The sequence below is a fragment of the Sphingomonas pseudosanguinis genome, from assembly GCF_052056765.1.
Taxonomy (GTDB): domain Bacteria; phylum Pseudomonadota; class Alphaproteobacteria; order Sphingomonadales; family Sphingomonadaceae; genus Sphingomonas; species Sphingomonas pseudosanguinis.
In genome coordinates this window covers 2,008,830-2,025,000 of sequence record NZ_CP189888.1, presented here as the reverse complement: position 1 = coordinate 2,025,000, position 16,171 = coordinate 2,008,830, and the positions used below count along the sequence as shown (strand labels likewise).

General features: G+C 65.9%; 11 protein-coding genes, 2 tRNA genes and 2 rRNA genes (1 of these 15 running past the window's edge). 9 read left to right on the top strand and 6 right to left on the bottom strand.

What is annotated here, in order from left to right:
• The 3 genes from ACQHGV_RS09140 to ACQHGV_RS09130 form a co-directional block, all read left to right on the top strand.
• A 23S ribosomal RNA gene (locus ACQHGV_RS09140) occupies window positions 1-1,558 on the top strand (it extends 1,234 nt beyond the left edge of the window).
• Between the two features lie 141 nt (window positions 1,559-1,699).
• Window positions 1,700-1,814, top strand: a 5S ribosomal RNA gene (rrf, locus tag ACQHGV_RS09135).
• A 115-nt stretch (window positions 1,815-1,929) separates the two neighbouring features.
• Window positions 1,930-2,006 (top strand) — tRNA-Met (locus ACQHGV_RS09130).
• 507 nt (window positions 2,007-2,513) lie between these two features.
• On the opposite strand, the gene ACQHGV_RS09125 is transcribed toward ACQHGV_RS09130, so the two are convergent.
• The gene (locus ACQHGV_RS09125; RefSeq protein WP_440977954.1) at window positions 2,514-3,095 is read right to left on the bottom strand and encodes a CC0125/CC1285 family lipoprotein; all 582 of its coding nucleotides are present in this window, start codon (window positions 3,093-3,095) and stop codon (window positions 2,514-2,516) included.
• A 108-nt stretch (window positions 3,096-3,203) separates the two neighbouring features.
• Entirely contained in the window at window positions 3,204-3,623 is a 420-nt protein-coding gene (locus ACQHGV_RS09120) for a secondary thiamine-phosphate synthase enzyme YjbQ (RefSeq protein ID WP_440977953.1), read from the bottom strand.
• A gap of 104 nt (window positions 3,624-3,727) precedes the next feature.
• On the opposite strand from ACQHGV_RS09120, the gene ACQHGV_RS09115 reads away from it, so the two are divergent.
• The 4 genes from ACQHGV_RS09115 (at window position 3,728) to ACQHGV_RS09100 (ending at window position 7,695) form a co-directional block, all read left to right on the top strand.
• Window positions 3,728-4,099: a glycine zipper 2TM domain-containing protein gene (locus ACQHGV_RS09115; protein ID WP_440977952.1), complete on the top strand. Its 372-nt coding sequence runs from the start codon at window positions 3,728-3,730 to the stop codon at window positions 4,097-4,099.
• Window positions 4,100-4,219: 120 nt separating this feature from the next.
• A complete protein-coding gene (locus ACQHGV_RS09110) occupies window positions 4,220-4,594 on the top strand; it encodes a hypothetical protein (RefSeq protein ID WP_440977951.1) in 375 nt (124 codons plus the stop codon).
• Window positions 4,591-5,739 (top strand): glutathionylspermidine synthase family protein, encoded by a 1,149-nt coding sequence (locus tag ACQHGV_RS09105; protein ID WP_440977950.1) that lies wholly within the window; start codon window positions 4,591-4,593, stop codon window positions 5,737-5,739. The genes ACQHGV_RS09110 and ACQHGV_RS09105 overlap by 4 nt, the downstream gene beginning before the upstream one ends.
• A gap of 129 nt (window positions 5,740-5,868) precedes the next feature.
• Complete coding sequence (locus ACQHGV_RS09100) at window positions 5,869-7,695, top strand: methyl-accepting chemotaxis protein (RefSeq protein WP_440980180.1); 1,827 nt, start codon at window positions 5,869-5,871, stop codon at window positions 7,693-7,695.
• Window positions 7,696-8,290: 595 nt separating this feature from the next.
• Here ACQHGV_RS09100 and ACQHGV_RS09095 read toward each other — a convergent pair.
• The 3 genes from ACQHGV_RS09095 to moaA all read right to left on the bottom strand — a co-directional run bounded on the left by ACQHGV_RS09095 (window position 8,291) and on the right by moaA (window position 10,294).
• Window positions 8,291-8,365, bottom strand: a tRNA-Asn gene (locus ACQHGV_RS09095).
• 139 nt (window positions 8,366-8,504) lie between these two features.
• Window positions 8,505-9,284, bottom strand: coding sequence for an NAD kinase (locus ACQHGV_RS09090; RefSeq protein WP_440977949.1), 780 nt, complete (start codon window positions 9,282-9,284; stop codon window positions 8,505-8,507).
• The gene (moaA, locus tag ACQHGV_RS09085; RefSeq protein WP_440980179.1) at window positions 9,281-10,294 is read right to left on the bottom strand and encodes a GTP 3',8-cyclase MoaA; all 1,014 of its coding nucleotides are present in this window, start codon (window positions 10,292-10,294) and stop codon (window positions 9,281-9,283) included. Before moaA ends, ACQHGV_RS09090 begins: the two co-directional genes overlap by 4 nt.
• A 161-nt stretch (window positions 10,295-10,455) precedes the next feature.
• Between moaA and ACQHGV_RS09080 the strand changes: the two genes are divergently transcribed.
• Window positions 10,456-12,087 carry an EAL domain-containing protein gene (locus ACQHGV_RS09080; RefSeq protein ID WP_440977948.1) on the top strand — a complete coding sequence of 544 codons (1,632 nt, stop codon included), beginning with the start codon at window positions 10,456-10,458 and terminating at the stop codon, window positions 12,085-12,087.
• Window positions 12,075-12,500 (top strand): YybH family protein, encoded by a 426-nt coding sequence (locus tag ACQHGV_RS09075; protein WP_440977947.1) that lies wholly within the window; start codon window positions 12,075-12,077, stop codon window positions 12,498-12,500. The genes ACQHGV_RS09080 and ACQHGV_RS09075 overlap by 13 nt, the downstream gene beginning before the upstream one ends.
• A gap of 157 nt (window positions 12,501-12,657) precedes the next feature.
• Here ACQHGV_RS09075 and mfd read toward each other — a convergent pair whose 3' ends face one another.
• Complete coding sequence (gene mfd / locus ACQHGV_RS09070; protein ID WP_440977946.1) at window positions 12,658-16,125, bottom strand: transcription-repair coupling factor; 3,468 nt, start codon at window positions 16,123-16,125, stop codon at window positions 12,658-12,660.
• Window positions 16,126-16,171 lie beyond the last annotated feature (46 nt).

The following is a 16,171-nucleotide window of genomic DNA, read 5'->3' as shown; positions in this document are numbered from 1 at the left end:
TAAGCCTGCGAAGCGATCTGGTAATGGGTCGTGGAGGTATCGGAAGTGCGAATGCAGACATGAGTAGCGATAAAGAGGGTGAGATGCCCTCTCGCCGAAAGACCAAGGGTTCCTGCGCAAGGCTAATCCGCGCAGGGTGAGCCGGCCCCTAAGACGAGCCCGAAGGGGGTAGTCGATGGGAACCACGTTAATATTCGTGGGCCTGGTGGTGTGTGACGGATCTCGTGTGTTGTACGTCCTTATCGGATTGGACGTGCCTCGAAGAGGTCCCGGGAAATAGCCCCACCGTATAGACCGTACCCGAAACCGACACAGGTGGTCAGGTAGAGTATACCAAGGCGCTTGAGAGAAGTGTCCTGAAGGAACTCGGCAAATTGCCTCCGTACCTTCGGAAGAAGGAGGCCCCATATATGCGCAAGCACTTATGGGGGGCACAGGCCAGGGGGTAGCGACTGTTTAGCAAAAACACAGGGCTCTGCTAAGTCGGCTTCAAGACGACGTATAGGGCCTGACGCCTGCCCGGTGCCTGAAGGTTAAGTGGAGGAGTGCAAGCTCTGAAATGAAGCCCAGGTAAACGGCGGCCGTAACTATAACGGTCCTAAGGTAGCGAAATTCCTTGTCGGGTAAGTTCCGACCTGCACGAATGGCGTAACGACTTCCCCACTGTCTCCAGGACATGCTCAGCGAAATTGAATTCTCCGTGAAGATGCGGAGTACCCGCGGTTAGACGGAAAGACCCCGTGCACCTTTACTGCAGCTTCAGAGTGGCATTGGACAAGAACTGTGTAGCATAGGTGGGAGGCTTTGAAGCATTGGCGCCAGCCGATGTGGAGCCATAGGTGAAATACCACCCTGTTGTTGTTTAATGTCTAACCTCGTACCGTGAAACCGGTACAGGGACCCTCTGTGGCGGGTAGTTTGACTGGGGCGGTCGCCTCCTAAAGAGTAACGGAGGCGCGCGAAGGTTGGCTCAGGACGGTTGGAAACCGTCTGTTAGAGTGCAATGGCATAAGCCAGCCTGACTGCGAGACTGACAAGTCGAGCAGAGACGAAAGTCGGTCATAGTGATCCGGTGGTCCCTCGTGGAAGGGCCATCGCTCAACGGATAAAAGGTACGCCGGGGATAACAGGCTGATAACCCCCAAGAGCTCATATCGACGGGGTTGTTTGGCACCTCGATGTCGGCTCATCACATCCTGGGGCTGGAGCAGGTCCCAAGGGTTTGGCTGTTCGCCAATTAAAGTGGTACGTGAGCTGGGTTCAGAACGTCGCGAGACAGTTTGGTCCCTATCTGCCGTGGGCGTCGAAATTTGAGAGGAGTTGACCCTAGTACGAGAGGACCGGGTTGAACGTACCTCTGGTGTACCTGTCGTCGTGCCAACGGCGCAGCAGGGTAGCTATGTACGGACGGGATAACCGCTGAAAGCATCTAAGCGGGAAGCCTCCCTCAAGATAAGATTTCTCAGGACGGTCGAAGACCACGACCTCGATAGATCGGATGTGGAAGTGCGGTAACGCATGGAGCTAACCGATACTAATTGTCCTATTCGCGCTTGAGAGCTCCACACCCCCACCATCAGCCCTGGGCTGATAGACTGAGGGTCTGGTCAGCAAATCCAGCCAGTGCACGCATCGATTTTAACCCCCATTTCCCCACCAGGTACCACCTGATGGGGATCAGTATTCGCGGACTCTATTGCCTGGTGGCCATAGCGTCGGTGTCCCACCCGATCCCATCCCGAACTCGGCCGTGAAACCCGACTGCGCCAATGGTACTACTGCTCAAGCAGTGGAAGAGTAGGGCGTCGCCAGGCATTACAGTCCGCGAACACACAAAACCCATTCACATCGTCTCCTCGGGCGTCTCAGCCCGGAGCGCTAAGCCCCACGACACCACGCGTGAAGCGTGCCGCCGTGCGGCTCAGCTAACGCGGGGTGGAGCAGCCCGGTAGCTCGTCAGGCTCATAACCTGAAGGCCGCAGGTTCAAATCCTGCCCCCGCAACCATACCCATACACGCAGCCACAGCCCCGTAGCGACACCGCTCCGGGGCCGTACCGCGTGCTGTCACTCCCCCACCAGGCGAGAAAGCAGGCTATAGGCCAGCCAGAGCGCGTCCCCCTCCGGGAGGTCGGCCTTGCCTCGCAGCCGGGGATGGCTCGACTTCCATCCCCGCTTGATCGAGTCCGTCCCCTCACATGCCGGACACCGCGCTCCATCTTCCCTGTCCCAGATCACAGGAACGAAGAACTCGAAGAGCAGCCGTGGCGAATGGTCCCCTTGCTGATAGGAGACCGACCGTGAAGCATCACGCGATACTGGCCCAGCCGATAGCCCAGTCGACCATCGCCACGCTTGGACGCTTCGTCAGGGCGCGCGTTCCCTCTCCGGGGAGCGCGAATGGCGGGCGTGTACTGGAGCTTGGTCGATGGCCCGCCGCAAACACCCGATCTAATAGAAAAGGGCGGTCACCCCGGAAAGTGACCGCCCCAATCGCTCGATCCGTGTGCGGAATTACTTCGGCAGAACCACCGTCGGCCCGATCGTGTTGACGATCGCGCGGGCGTCGAAGGCGCGGAGGTTGTCGTGCGGGATCGGGCCCTTGCGCATCACCACCTCGGCGGTCGCTTCGTAGCGGTCGATGGTATTGATATCCATGTTGTTGCCGAAGAAGGGATCGCCCCAGAACGGGTCCCAGCTGCGCCAGCCGAAGCCGCGGCCATAATAGCGCCATGACGGGCCCCACCAGCCGCCGCCCCAGCCACCGAAGCCCGGCCCGAAGGCACCCGGCGTGGAATAGGTGCGCGAACGCAACTGCGTATCGCGGTCGGCCATCACGAAATAGTCATAGCCATTGGCCAGCGTCAGTTCGGCCGCGCGGAACAGCAGATAGCGCTCGACCGTGTCGCGCGAGGTAACGGTGTTGCCGGCGAAGCTGACGATGAAGCGGCCGGGCTCCAACTGCTGATCGGAATAGCCGGTCCGGTAGAAGCCCGATCCCGTGGCCGGACGATAGGTGGTTTCGGTCGCGCAGCCAGCGACCATCAGGGTGCTGGCGCCCACCAGGGCAAGAGCGACCTTTCGACCGAATTGCATGGTCATCATTTCCTTTCCTGCTGCCCGGACGGACCGAGAGCGTGAAAACCTTATCCCATCACCGCAGAACGGGCGATGAACAGTTTTGCTCCCGCGATGAAATGTTGCTCATTCGCCCATCATGTGGAGCGCGATCGACCGGCGATGCGGCGCGCGGCGATGCTCGAACAGATAGATGCCCTGCCATGTCCCCAACGCCAGCCGCCCGTCGATCAGCGGGATCGACAGGTGCACGCCCGTCAGGATCGCGCGCAGATGCGCGGGCATGTCGTCCGGCCCCTCATCGTCATGCGCATAGGCCCGCCGATCCTCCGGCGCGATCCGCGCGAAATAGGCGAGGATGTCGGTCTTCACCTCGGGCGCGGCATTTTCCTGGATGATCAGGGAGGCCGAGGTGTGGCGGCAGAACAGGGTCAGCAGCCCCTCTGTCATGCCCTGCGCGCGGACCCAGGCGGCGACATCGCGGGTGATCTCGGTCAGCCCCTGACCATGAGTGTCGACGGATAGGATGGTGGTAGCCTGTTGCATGGATGCTCAATGCGCCAGCCGGCCGGATGATGCCATCGCTTCGGCCGTAATTGAACGGCCGCATCGCCAACGCGTTGAGCAGCCGTCTGAAAAGGAGAGTTCCGATGAAAGCCCCTCTGCTCGCCGCGCTGGCCGTGATGACCGTCGCCGCGCCGATCGCTGCCACGCCCGTCATGGCGCAGAATCGCGACTATCGCTGGCATGGCGACCGCAATGACTGGGAACCGTCGCGCGACTATCGCCGGGGCAATTATCGCGAGCGCCGCCTGGGCCGCAACGACCAGGTTTTCCGGGGACGCGACGGCCGCACCTATTGCAAGCGCAACGACGGCACGACCGGTCTGGTCGTCGGTGCGCTGGGCGGCGGTGTCCTGGGCAATGTGATCGGCGGCGGGACGCTGGGTACGCTGCTGGGCGCGGGTGGTGGCGCGTTACTGGGCCGCTCGATCGATCGCGGCAAGGTCCGCTGCCGCTGATCGCGGTCATGGTCGCGGGGCGTCGGTCCGACGAGGATCGACGCCCTTCGTCTATGTGAAGCATCCGGGACTGGCCAAGCGGGATCGACCTGCGCCATGATGGCGCGGGGAGAGTTTTTCATGGCCTTTGATTTGAAATGGACGACCGCGCTGGCGGCTGCGCTGCTCGCGGGGGGATGCAACCGCGCCTCGGCGGATGACGGCTGGACCGCCGATACCGACACCGCGATCTGCACCGACGCGCAAGGTAAGCGCCTGCCCGACGATCGATGCCGTCAGCACCGGGTCGGTGGCGGCATGGCGCACTGGTATTTCCTGCGGCGTGGGGGGATCATTCCCTTTGTCGGCGAACGCGCGCGGGGCGGCAGCTTCCGTGCGACCGGCGGCATGCGCTATCAGACCGCGCCCGCCAGCACCGCGATGACCCGGTCGGCGGCGATCAGCCGGGGTGGCTTCGGATCGTCGGCGCGTCATTTCGGGGGCGCCCGCTCGTGATCCGCGACACGCTGACCCCGCGTCCCGACTGGCAGGCCAAGGTCGAGGCGCTGGGGCTGGTCTGGCATGCGGGGGCGGAGCGCCCCTATTGGGATGAAAGCGCCTGTTATCGCTTCACCGCGCAAGAGATCGACCGGATCGAGACGGCCACGACCGAGCTGTACCGGCTGTTCCTGGCGGCGGGGGAGGCGGTGGTCAGCGATCCGGCCTTGCTCACGCGATTCGGCATCCCGCCCGCCTTTCACGATCCGGTGCGCGAGGCATGGGAGGCGGAACCGCCCGCGCTGAATTTCGGTCGCTTCGATCTGGGTTTCGACGGGCAGGATGCGCCCAGGCTGTTCGAGTTCAACTGTGATACGCCCACCTCCCTGCTGGAGGCGGCCGTGGTGCAATGGGACTGGAAGAGCGAATGTTTTCCGGCGCTCGACCAGTTCAACGGCCTGCACGAGGCGCTGGTGGCGCGGTGGCGCGAACTGGCCCCCATGCTGCCCGCCACGCTGCATGTCGCGCATGTCGACGATCTGTCGGGCGAGGATGCGATCACCGCCGCCTATCTGCGCGACACGGCCGAGGCGGCGGGCATCGCCACCCTGCCACTGCTGATGGAGGAGATCGGGTGGAACCACGACGATCATTGCTTCGTCGACGGGCGCGACATCCGGATCGAGGCCCTGTTCAAGCTCTATCCGTGGGAATGGCTGGTGCATGAGGGGTTCGCGTCGCACCTGCTCGACAATCTCGCGCGCGGCGACTTGCTGTGGATCGAGCCGATCTGGAAGATGGTCTGGTCCAACAAGGCGATCCTTCCGGTCCTGTGGAACCTGTTTCCCGGCCATCCCAATCTGCTGCCCGCCAGCTTCACTGTCCCGAGCGGCGATGCGGTCGCCAAGCCGCTCCTGTCGCGCGAGGGGGCTAATGTCTCGATCCGCCGTGCCGATACCATCATTGCCGAAACGGCGGGGAACTATGGTGACGAGGGCTATGTCTATCAGTCGCTCTACCGCCTGCCCGAAATGGCGCCGGGATGCTTTCCGGTGATCGGCAGCTGGATCGTCGACGGCGCGGCGGCCGGCATGGGGATTCGCGAAGGCGGGCTGATCACGTCGAATACGGCGCGTTTCGTGCCGCACGTCATTGATGGCTGACGCGAAACGTCGCTTCGTTAAGGCGGGTTAACGCAGATTTATGACGAAAGTTTAATGTCGCGGCGGCAGGGAGGCGACCAGCGCCGGGGGGCGTAGTTGGTTTAAAAAGGAACAGCCTCCGTGCAGAACATGCGCATTCCAGGGAAACTGATCGCCTGTTTTTCCGTGCTGCTGATCGCGCTGCTGGGTTTGGCGACGCTGGCCGTCGTCCGGCTGAGCGAGATGCGCGACGTCGCTGTCAACCTGGGCGGTGAACAACGCTCGCAGCTCGAGGCGATCGCCGTCATCAATGCCGCGACCGCGACCTATCGCGCCACGGTCGGGCAGCATCTGCTCGCCGTCACGCCCGACGCGCGCGAAACGGCGCAGCGGCGGATCAACGAACTGCGGGATCAGGTGGCGGAGCGCTCCGCCTGGCTGCGCCCGCGTCTGGCGGACGACGATACCCGCGCGGCGCTCGACGCCTTTGTCGGCGCGTGGAACGAGTATCGCAGCCATGCCGAGGAAACCTCGCGCGCGGCGACGGCCGGGGCGGACAATGCCATCGCGCTGTTCCGGGCGGCGGCACCCTATTTCATCGTCGCGAACAAGGCGGCCGATACGCTTCGCCAGAAGCAGTCGCGGGCGATCGACGATCTGGTCGGGGAGGCGCAGAGCACCTATTCGATCAGCCGGATGATCATGATCGGCACCGTCCTGCTGGTCGCGCTGCTGACGGTGGCGATGCTGCTGACGCTGGTGCGCGTGATCGCGCGGCCGGTCGGCGCGATGAGCGGCACCTTGTCGCAGCTTGCGGCGGGGGAGCGCTCGGTCACGATCGCGGCGAACAGCGCGCGGGACGAGATCGGCGACATGATGCGTGCCGCCGCCGCCCTGCGCGATCAGCTGGCCCGCGCGGACCGGCAGAAGGACGAGCAGGCGGCGCTGATCGTCTCGACCGTCGGCACCGGGTTGCAGGCGCTGTCGGCCGGTGATCTGACCGCGCGTATCGACGCCCGGCTGGAGGAGCCTTTCGCGCGGCTGGCCACCGACTTCAACGAAGCGATGGCGAGGATGGAACAGGCAATGCAGGCGGTCAGCGGCGTATCGGCGGGGCTTCGCGCCGCGTCGGGCGAAATCCGCTCCGCCTCCGAGGACCTGTCGCAGCGGACCGAGCAGCAGGCGGCCAGCCTGGAGGAAACCGCCGCCTCGATGCATCAGATCACCACCGTGGTCGCCCAGTCCGCCGCCGACGCCAAGCGCGCCGATGTCGCGGTCGCCGACGCGACCAGCGCGGCGCAGGGTGGGGGCCAGGTGGTCCGCGATGCGGTGGCCGCGATGAACGGTATCGAACGCTCCAGCCAGGAGATTTCGGAGATCATCAGCGTGATCGACGGCATCGCCTTCCAGACCAATTTGCTGGCGCTGAACGCGGGCGTCGAGGCGGCGCGTGCGGGGGACGCGGGCAAGGGTTTCGCGGTCGTCGCCAGCGAAGTCCGCGCACTCGCCCAGCGCTCGGCGGATGCGGCCAAGGACGTGAAGGCGCGCATCACCAGCAGCAACGAGCAGATCGAGGCGGGGGTGGAACTCGTCGCCCAGACCGGACGGGCGCTGGAACAGATTATCGAGCGGGTGGCGGAGATCAGCGCGCTGGTCCGAAACCTGGCGTCCTCGGCCGAGCAGCAGGCGACCGGGCTGGGTCAGGTCAACGTCGCGGTGGACGAGATGGACGGCGTCACCCAGCGCAATGCCGCAATGGTCGAGGAAACCACCGCCGCCGCGCGCGAACTGTCGGAAAAGGCCGATGATCTGAACGGCCATGTCGCGCGCTTCCGGGTTCGGGCCGCCGCAGCCGCAGCCGCAACCGCCCCGATCACGCCGCGCGCCACCGCCCCGGCCGGCGGACGGACGGGATCGCCGGTTCGGCTGGTCGCGAACGGCAGCGCGGTCGCGGCGGACGATTGGTCGGCCTTCTGAGGCGTATCGTTCAAGTCTGATCGACAGTCATCGCATTCCCCCCCTGCAAGGGGAGGTGGCAGGCCGAAAGACCTGACGGAGGGGTGTCCCGGTCTGAGAGGTGGGCCGCAGCCACGATCGGAGACACCCTTCCACCACCCTTCGGATGGTTCCCCCCAGCGCGAGAGGAAAGAAGGTGAGGCGGGCTGAATGACGATCGGGCCTAGGCGGCCCCCAACGGGGGATCGCTGCAAAACTCTTCCATACTATCCCGGCTGTCGCGGGATGGGGTGAAGAGCGGGGAAACGCCAATTTCGGAACGATCTAATGGGGGTGTTGTCGGTTGTGAGGTCGACCGACCTCTCGGGCCGGGGCACCCCTCCGTCAGGCCTTCGGCCTGCCACCTCCCCTTGCAGGGGAGGAATATGGGGCGAGTAGGCACCCAGACGTTATGACGTCAGCGCCAATGCGCATGACAAACGGCGTGGGCCGGCAGGTATAGATAACGCACCATGAGCGGTCTCTGCCCGGTCGATATGCTGATCAGATGGATTTTTGGAAGGGGGTCGCCGGCGAGCTTTTGCTCAAGCCGTGATCTTGGATTCTACAGCGCCGGTGGCTCCCTGAGTAGGATTCGAACCTACGGCCGCTCGATTAACAGTCGAGAGCTCTACCGCTGAGCTATCAGGGAATGTTCCGGCGCTGTGGAGGGGTCCTATAAACGGCTCGAAAAATGCCGCAACCCCTTTTTTGACGGTTTTGCGTAAGCCGGACCGCCAAATCTGTGGATAACCGTTGCAGTCAGGTGGCGAACGGCTCCCCCGTCGCTGTCAGGCGACAAATTGCTCCATCGTGATCCGGTCGTCGAGCGCGTGTTCGGGATCGAACATCAGCGTCAGCTCGCGCGAGCGGTCCATGCAGATGTCGACCTGCGCCACGTCGCGCACCTCGCGCTGGTCGGCAACGGCGGAGACGGGGCGCTTGCCGGGGTCGAGCACGCGGATCGAGATACGTGCCTTGTCGGGCAGGATCGCGCCGCGCCAGCGGCGGGGGCGGAACGGGCTGATCGGGGTCAGCGCGATCAGTGCCGAGCCGAGCGGCAGGATGGGTCCTTGCGCCGAGAAATTATAGGCGGTCGACCCCGCCGGGGTGGCGGCCAGGATGCCGTCGCACGCCAGTTCGGGCAGGACGACGCGCTCGTTGACCATGACCTCCAGCTTGGCGGTCTGGCGGGTTTCGCGGAGCAGCGACACCTCGTTGATGGCGGGCAGCGTCTGCACGCGGCCATCGATGCCGGTCGCGGTCATCTGCAACGGCGTGACCCGGAACGGTTTGGCGCGCGCCAACCGGTCTTCCAGGCCATAGCCGCGCCACTCGTTCATCAGGAAGCCGACCGTGCCCAGGTTCATGCCGAACACCGGCACGGGGCCGCGCCGCCGTTCCAGCATCCGGTGCAGCGTCTGCAGCATGAAGCCGTCGCCACCCAGCGCGATGACGTAATCGGCGTCGTCGAAATCGACCCAGTCGGCGCTGTTGACGAGTTGCTCGGCCGCCGTCTGGGCCTGCGCGGTGGGCGAGGCGACGAGCGCACGCCGTATGGGCGCGCTCATCCGCCGGTGACGCTCATATGACGGCCGACGGCCGGCGCGGCCCCGGCCTCGATGCGGAAGTCGTGCCGCGCCGGCTTGGCGGCCAGCCCGCGATCGATCGCCGCGTCCAGCCCGGCGATACCGCCGTCACGGAGCGCCGCCTTCAAATCCACCTGATCCTCATGGCCCAGGCACATATACAGCTTGCCCTCGGTCGTCAGCCTCACCCGGTTGCACCCGTCGCAAAAATTGGCGGTGAGCGGCGAGATCAGGCCGAGCCGGGTGGTCGCGCCCTCCACCTGCCAGTAACGCGCCGGGCCGCCGGTGCGATGACCGGCGCGGACGAGGGGGAATTCCGTCGACAGCCGGTCGAACACGGTGGTCAGCGGCAGGAACCGATCGACCCGATCCTCGTCGATCGCGCCGAGCGGCATTGTCTCAATCAGGGACAGGTCCAATCGCTCCGAAATGCACCATGAAAGCATCGAAGCGATTTCGTCTTCGTTCAGCCCCTTGAGCGCGACCATGTTGATCTTGATCATAAGGCCGGTGTCGCGCGCGGAAAGGATGCCATGGATCACCTGTCGGACATCGCCATGCCGGGTGATATAGCGGAAACGCTCCGGATCGCGGCTGTCCAGGCTGACATTGATCCGGCGGATGCCCGCATCGACCAGCGCATCGGCATGCTCGGCCAGCCGGGTGCCGTTGGTGGTCATGGTCAGTTCGTCCAGCCCGTGCCCGACATGGCTGCCAAGGCGCCGGACCAGATCGGCCACGTCACGCCGGACCAGCGGCTCGCCGCCCGACAGGCGGATGCGCGTGACGCCGCGCGCGATGAAGCGTTCGGCGATGATCGCGATTTCGTCGAGGCTGAGCAGCTTCGCGCGCGGCAGGAACGTCATCTGTTCCGCCATGCAATATCGGCAACGCAGATCGCAGCGGTCGGTCACCGAAATCCGCAGATATCGGATGGTGCGGCCATGCTGGTCGATCAGCGACCGTTCGGTCGAGTTATCGGCACTGACCATCGTCATGAGGGTAGCCCCATGACGGGACGCCAGCAAGGCCGATTGGCATTGGTGATCCTCATGCCGATGGATAGGGTGCGTGCATGACGCAGGATGAATTCGGATTTAACGCCCACCATGGCGGAACGGCGGTGTTTACGCTTTCGTTCCGACATCCTGCGATGTTGGACGAAGCGGTCATGCGGGCGGGCTGGGCGATCTGGTCGATGGCGCCGCGTGATGGCGAGCCGCCGTCGGGCGATGCGCTGGTCGCGTCTTTCCTGGCGAGCGAGGCGCGGGTCGCCCTGATCGACGCGCGAGAGGCCGCCGAGCCGGCGCTGCGCGCCGCACAGGCGCTGGGCGCGGTGATCGCCGCCACCGGTGCGGCGATGCTCGTTGCCTTGCCCGACGCCGCGCCCGAAACGCTGCGCGCCTTCGTGTCGGCAGGCGCCACCCATGTCCTGCCGGTCGAGGCGGATGCGGCGATGGTCCATGCCTCGATCAAGCTGGCCGAGCGTCATGCCCGCCGCACGCTCGATGTCCGGCGGCGGCGGACCCATGCGGATGGCGAGGTCGGCGAAATCCATCGCTGGGTCGCCGATGTCGTCGACCAGGGCAAGCCATGCGTCGCGATCATCGTCGCGCTGTCGCGGCTGGACCTGATCAACGCCGCGCATGGCCGGCCCGCGGGCAACATGCTGCTGCGCGGGGTCGAGGCGCGGATGCAGGCCGCCGCCGCTGAGGCGTTCGGCGATGTCGCGATCGTCGCGCGCGCGGGCGGGGCCGAGTTCGTCATGGCCGGCGTCGCCGATCCCGAACGCGCGCGCGTCATCGCCGAGACGCTGGAGGCGCTGCTGGCCACCCCGTTCCAGGCGGGCGCGGTGCCGATCCGGCTGGGCGTGCGGTTGGGCCTGGCGGTGCATCAGCCGGGCGAGGGACCGGCGGCGCTGCTGGCGCGCGCCGGCGAGGCGCTGGGGGCGGCGCGAGCGAGCGACGGCGCGATGCTGCGTTTCGCCCATCCCGGCAATGTCGCGCCGCTCGACCTGTTGGGTGCGGACCTGCACCACGCCATCGAACGCGGCGAGATCGACATCGTCTTTCAGCCGCAGGTGGCGATCAAGGCGGGGCGGATCACCGGGGTGGAGGCGCTGGCCCGCTGGCGGCATCCGACGCTGGGGCCGCTGGGCGCCGATCCGCTGTTCGCGGCGGCCGAGCGCGCCGATCTGGGGCTCGCACTGTCCGATCATATCCAGCAGATCGCGCTGCAACGCGCCGCCCGCTGGCCCGCCGGCCTGTCGCATCTGCGCCTGTCGATCAACGTCACCGCCGCCGATGTCGCGCGCGCCGGCTTCGCGCGGCTATTCCTCGACCGGGTGGCGGGCAGCGGCTTTCCCGTCGAACGGCTGACCGTCGAGATCACCGAGACGGGGCTGATCTCCGAACTCGACCGCGCCGCGACCGTCCTCGACCAGTTGCGGCAGGCGGGGGTGAAGGTGGCGATCGACGATTTCGGCACCGGCTATTCCAGCCTCGCCTATCTGACCAGCCTGCCGATCGACTACATCAAGATCGACCGTGCGCTGGTGTCGCATGTCGACGGGGCGGACCGTGACCGGATCGTCGTGCGCGGGATCATCCAGATCGCCAGCCAGCTGGGCCTGGGCCTCGTCGCCGAAGGGGTCGAAACCTCCGAACAGGCCAAATTGCTCGGCCAATTGGGTTGCGAGACCTATCAGGGTTTCCTGCGCGCCGGCGGCCTGGAAGAAGATGCGCTGATCGCGATGGTCGAGGAGGAGATGCAATGCGCGGCGTGACGATGGCGATGATCGCACTGGCCTGCGTGGCGGCCCCCGCAGTCCAGGCCGCCGATCCGGCGGAGGCGGGTATTCGCGCGGCGATGCTGGCGAGTGCCGCCGCCTGGAATAGCGGCGACCTGGAGCGCTTCACCGCCATCTATGCGCCGGATGCGATCTTCGTCGGCAAGAAGGGGCTGATCCGGGGCCGCGCGGCGATCGCCGAGAATTACCGGCCCAGCTTCGTCGCCGGCAGCAATCGTCGCGGCCAGCTGCGCTTCGAGTTTCTCGGGCTCAAGCCGATCGGCGAACGGCGCATCCTGTTCGCGCGCTGGGTCCTCTCGGGCGGCGCGGAGGAGGAAAGCGGGATGACGACGCTGGTTTTCGAGCGTCGAGCCGATGGCTGGAAGATCCTGACCGACCACAGCAGCTGACGCCCAATTCCTCCCCAAGCCATGCTTGGGGAGGGGGACCGCCGCGAAGCGGTGGTGGAGGGGTAGGGCGGTGACGCTCGTACCCAGCCCCTTGCCCCTCCACCACGCCCCTTTGGGCGCGGTCCCCCTCCCCATATCCTATGGGGAGGATTTGCGTTTACCCGGCCGCCTTCGCCAGCCCCTTCGACAATTGCAGCGCCCCGTGCAGCCGCGCCTTGGCATCGGGCCAGGCGCGGTTGAGCACCAGCCTGCCATCGGGGCGCAGCTTGGCGAGTTCGCCCAGCCGCTCGACATAGGCGAACAGCCCGTCGACATTGGCGGGCCGGTTGTCGTGGAAGCTGACCAGAACGCCGCGCGGGCCGACATCCATTTTGGCGATGCAGGCCTTCTTCGCGTTCAGCTTGATCTTGATGACCTGGATCAGATTGTCGGTCGGCTCGGGCAGCGGGCCGAAACGGTCGATCATCTCGGCGGCAAAGGCCTCGACCTCCTGGTTCTTCTCGAGGTCGTTGAGACGACGATACAACCCCATGCGCAGGTCGAGATCGGGGACGTAATCGTCGGGGATCAGGATGGGGGCGTCGACGGTGATCTGCGGGCTGAAGTCGCGCTTCGGCTCGAACGCGCCGCCGGACTTGGCTTCCAGGATCGCCTCTTCCAGCATCGATTGGTAGAGTTCGTAGCCGACCTCCTTGATATGCCCCGACTGTTCGTCGCCGAGCAGATTGCCGGCGCCGCGAATGTCGAGATCGTGGCTGGCGAGCTGGAAGCCCGCACCCAGCGAGTCGAGGTCGGACAGCACCTTCAGCCGCTTTTCCGCCGCTTCGGTCATCTGCCGCTCGGGCGGGGTGACGAAATAGGCATAGGCGCGCGTCTTCGACCGGCCGACACGCCCACGCAACTGGTAGAGCTGGGCCAGGCCGAAGCGGTCGGCGCGGTTGACGATCATCGTGTTGGCCGAGGGGATGTCGATGCCGCTTTCGATGATGGTGGTCGACACCAGCACCTCGAACTTGCGGTCGTAGAAGGCGGACATACGCTCCTCGACTTCCGTAGGCGACATCTGACCATGCGCGACGACATAGCGGACTTCGGGCACCTCTTTCCGCAGATACTCCTCGATGTCCGGAAGATCGGCGACGCGCGGGGTGACGAGGAAGCTCTGCCCGCCGCGATAATGTTCGCGCAGCAGCGCCTCGCGCAGCACGACCGGGTCCCAGGGCATGACATAGGTCCGCACCGCAAGCCGGTCGACCGGCGGCGTCTGGATCACCGACAGCTCGCGCAGGCCCGACATCGCCATCTGCAGCGTGCGCGGGATCGGCGTGGCGGTCAGCGTCAGCATATGGACATCGGCCTTCAGCGCCTTCAGCCGTTCCTTGTGGGTCACACCGAACCGCTGCTCCTCGTCGACAATGACGAGGCCGAGCCGCTTGAACTCGACGCTCTTGGCCAGCAGCGCATGGGTGCCGACGACGATGTCGATATCGCCCGAGGCCGCGCCGTCCTTGACCTTCTTCGCCTCGGTCGCGGTGACGAGGCGGGAAAGGCGGCCGATCTTGATCGGGAAGCCCTCGAACCGCGCCACGAAGTTGTTGTAATGCTGGCGCGCGAGCAGCGTGGTCGGGCACACCACCGCCACCTGCATCCCCGCCATCGCCGCGACGAAGGCGGCGCGTAAGGCCACCTCGGTCTTGCCGAAGCCGACATCGCCGACGATCAACCGGTCCATCGGCTTGCCGGCGGTCAGGTCGCCCAGCACATCGTCGATCGCGCGGTCCTGATCGTCGGTTTCCTCGTAAGGAAAACGATCGACGAAGGCGGGGTAGCCCGCGCTGTCGGGCTCGGCGACTTCGCCGGGGCGCAGCGCGCGTTCGGCGGCGACCGCGATCAGCTCACCCGCGATCTCGCGGATGCGCTCCTTCATCTTGGACTTGCGACGCTGCCACGCCTCGCCGCCCAGACGGTCGAGCGTCGCGCCGTCCTCGCCCGAGCCGTAGCGGGTCAGGACCTCAAGATTTTCGACCGGCACATACAGCTTGTCGCCGCCCGCATAGGACAGAGCGACGCAATCATGCGGGCTCTTGCCCACGGGGATTGAGGTCAGCCCCTCATAGCGGCCAATGCCGTGGTCCGAGTGGACGACCAGATCGCCGGGCGAGAGCGTCGCCAGTTCGGCCAGGAAGGCGTCGGCCGACTTGCGCCGCTTCTGACGCCGGACCAGCCGGTCGCCCAGCATGTCCTGTTCGGTCAGCACAGCGATGCCCGGTGCGGTGAAGCCATGGTCGAGCGGCAGGACGACGAGCGCGACGCCGAAGCTCTTCGACGTATCCGCGATCCCGAGCGCCTCCTGCCAGGTGTCGGCGGCCTTCGCGCCCTTCAGCCCATGATCCTTCAGCAGGCTGCCGAGCCGCTCCCGCGCGCCGTTGGAATAGCTGGCGAGGACGGGCTTGCGGCCCTCCTTGCGCAGGGCCTCCAGGTGATCGACCACCGCCTCATAGACATTGGCATGCGCCGCGCGTTCGGGGGCGAAGTCGCGCGCGCCGTCGACCTCGAAGTCGAGGACGGTCTTGCTTTCGGGTTCGTGGAAGGGGGTGACGAGGTGCGCGGTCGTCGCCTCCAGCCCCGCGTCCCACTCCTTGTCGGTCAGATAGAGCGCCTTGGCAGGCAGCGGCCGGAAGCTGCCCGGTTGCGCGGCCTCGGCACGCTTGCGGTTCTCATAATAGTCGGCGATCGCGTCGAAGCGGCCGGTCGCCGCCGCCGCGACGCCATTGTCGCGCACCACGACCGCGCCGTCACCGAGATGGTCGAACAGCGTCGACAGCTTGTCCTCGAACAGCGGCAGCCAATGCTCCATGCCCGCCATGCGCCGCCCCTCCGACACCGCCTGATAGAGCGGGTCGCCGGTCGCGGTCGCGCCGAAGGTCTCGCGGTAGCGGGTGCGAAAGCGCTTGATCGATTCCTCGTCGAGCAAAGCCTCGGACGCGGGCAGCAGCGTAAAGCCCTCGATCCGCCCCGTGGTGCGCTGGTCGCCGGGATCGAAGGTGCGGACGCTCTCGATCTCGTCACCGAAGAAGTCGAGGCGCAGCGCCTGTTCCTCGCCGCTGGGGAACAGGTCGACCAGCCCGCCGCGCACCGCGAACTCGCCCTGATCGTGCACCGTCTCGGTCCGCACATAGCCGTTCGCCTGGAGCAGCGCCGACAGCTTCTCCAGCCCGATCCGCTCGCCGGGCGCGAGGCGGGCGACCAGTTGGCGGATGCGGAACGGGGTCAGCACGCGCTGGGTCGCGGCATTGGCGGTGGTCAGGACGAGCTGCGCCGTCTTGGGCTTGGCCTGGAGCCGGTGCAGCCCCGCGATCCGCTCCGCCATGATGCGCAAGGTCGGCGAAGCGCGGTCATAGGGCAGACAGTCCCAGGCGGGGATCTGCACCACCTCCAGCTCGGGCGCGAAATAGGTCGCGGTCGAGGCGAGTTCGCGCATCTGCGCCTCGTCGGCGCAGATGAAGACCGCGCGCGTCGTCGCGGCGCGGGCAAGATCGGCGAGCAGCACGGGCAGGAACCCCGCCGGAACGCCCGACAGGGTCAGCGGGCTCTTGGCGGTCAGGATCGTCTTGATGTCGGGCATGGGGTTCCGAAGCTGGGTGCCGTCATTGCGAGCGTAGCGAAGCAAT